Origin of the sequence: Taibaiella koreensis, assembly GCF_003545715.1 — a bacterium.
GTDB classification, from domain to species: Bacteria; Bacteroidota; Bacteroidia; order Chitinophagales; family Chitinophagaceae; genus Taibaiella; species Taibaiella koreensis.
This window is the reverse complement of record NZ_QVNU01000018.1, coordinates 1-2033: the sequence shown is the minus strand read 5'-3', so window position 1 is coordinate 2033 and position 2033 is coordinate 1. Positions and strand designations below refer to the sequence as shown.

General features: G+C 55.4%; 1 protein-coding gene and 1 pseudogene. Both read left to right on the top strand.

Annotated elements, in window-relative coordinates:
• Positions 1-935 (top strand): DUF6443 domain-containing protein (locus DZK30_RS25530; RefSeq protein WP_205529571.1); only part of this gene is annotated, 935 nt, incomplete at its 5' end.
• Positions 872-2033: pseudogene (locus DZK30_RS25525) on the top strand (hypothetical protein); the annotation flags it as partial. The gene DZK30_RS25530 and the pseudogene DZK30_RS25525, both read left to right, overlap by 64 nt.

The window sequence follows — 2033 nt, the reverse complement described above, 5'->3', positions numbered from 1 at the left end:
AAGATGGCTTTAACCGCAGCATGGAGGCCGTACAGCATAACTTTACCCCGGGCAAGAGCCTGGTGTTGCCCTCCGATACCCGCTTCCAACCCTCGGAGACCGGCTATCTGCCCTATAGCGCTGCCGGTTATGGCTTCAGGGCCAATGCTTTTGCCGAGCAGCAGGCATATTACAACAACCTGTACCCCGGCGAAGGCAATACTGCCTATAGCCTTCGTAAGAACAGTTCCGATGGTACCCTGCGTCAGACGACTGATTATGCCCCTGGCAAGAGCCAGGTGGGCCAGGGCAGGGGCATAGAGACCCAGCAGCTCAACGATGGCTGTAATTGTATTCCCCGTTGGCACCTTGATGCCAGCGGCCTGCCGGTCAGTAATGGCTTTTATCCCTTGAACGAGCTGTTTGGCTCCATGATCAAGACCAAGGCTACTGATGGGTTTCTCCCTCAACGCAAGATCATCTATAAAAACAAGGATGGCCGTGTCGTGTTCGAACAGCTTGCTGACAGTACCACACCCGGACAGACCTATACCTACCTGCAGACCTTTTATATCTACAACGACCAGGGGCAGCTCTGCTATGTGATCCCGCCGGCGGCCGCCGATAATGCCATGAGCAGCGGCAGCATCAGCCAGCAAACCCTGGACCAATACTGCTTCCGGTATCGCTACGACGATAAAGGCCGTAAAGTGGAGCAGAAAGTTCCTGGCAAGGGTTGGGAATACTTTGTCTATGACAAAAGAGACAGACTGACCTTTTACCAGGATTCCTTGCTAAGAACGCAAAACAACAGTTGGACCTTTACCTTGTATGATGGGCTGGACCGGGCGCTGATGAGTGGAATCTATGGTCCGAGTGGGAAAGCCGCGCCATGCTGCAGGCATACTTTGAAGATCCCAACAGCTACGGCACCAATACCATTATTCACTACATGAAGGATTACAACCTTTCCCAGTCCTATCCCTCCGGACTCCTGGGTGTAACTCCTTTAAACTATTTTTATTACGACGACTATAAGAACGCTGACCCCAGTGGTGCGCTTTGGGCTACCTATGCCTCCGAGCTGCAGTTCAGCGAGCAGCAAAGCATCCCCGGTTCCGAAACGCCTGCCCGTACCAGCCGTACCCGGGGCCTGCCCACCGGCAGCCTGGTCAAAATACTACCCTCGCCCGGGGCCGAAGGTACCGGCGCCTGGCGCCGTACCGCCCTCTTCTACGACGACAAAGGCCGGGTGATCTACAGCGCCAGCCAGGACCTGAACCCCGACCAGAGCGTGGTACATGCCGCCTATAACGGCAGCCAGTTCAGCTTTAGCGGACAGGTGCTGGGCAGCAAGCAGGTGCTCATCAACCAAAAGGCCGGCGATGGCTATACCAGGCATAGCGAAGTCAATAAGAATGAATACGAGACCGCAACCGGGCGGCTGAGCAAGACCTGGCGCCGGGTAGACAATGCCGGCGCCTGGACCCTTACCGGCAGCTATACCTACGACGAGCTGGGAAGGCTGCAGCGCCAAGTATTGGGCAACAATGGCGAGAGCCGGGACTATAGTTATAACATCCGCGGACAGCTTACGGGCATCAACGGGGCCTATGCCGAGACGGGCAATAAGCAGGGGCAGAACCTGACCTTCGGCCAGTCGCTCAAATACGACTATGGCTTTGATAAGCCGCGTTATGATGGTAAGATCGCCGGCATGATCTGGCGGGGCAGCGATGGCGACGCCTCCGTCTTCTTTATGCCAAAAATGCACGCTTATGGCTACGACTACGATATGGCCGGGCGGCTCAAGCTGGCCGATTACTACCTGCAGCGTAGTGCGATGAATCCCTGGAACAAAGGCCAGCTGGACTTTACCGTGTCTAACCTCTATTACGATAAGAACGGCAATATCCAATCGATGAACCAGCGGGGTGTCGACCCCGTTAATGGTCCGGTAGATATGGATGTGCTTCGCTACGGCTATGTGAACGGCAACCAGCTGGATGCGGTAACCGATAATGGTGTGGCCGATTATGGTGCGGGCGACTTTC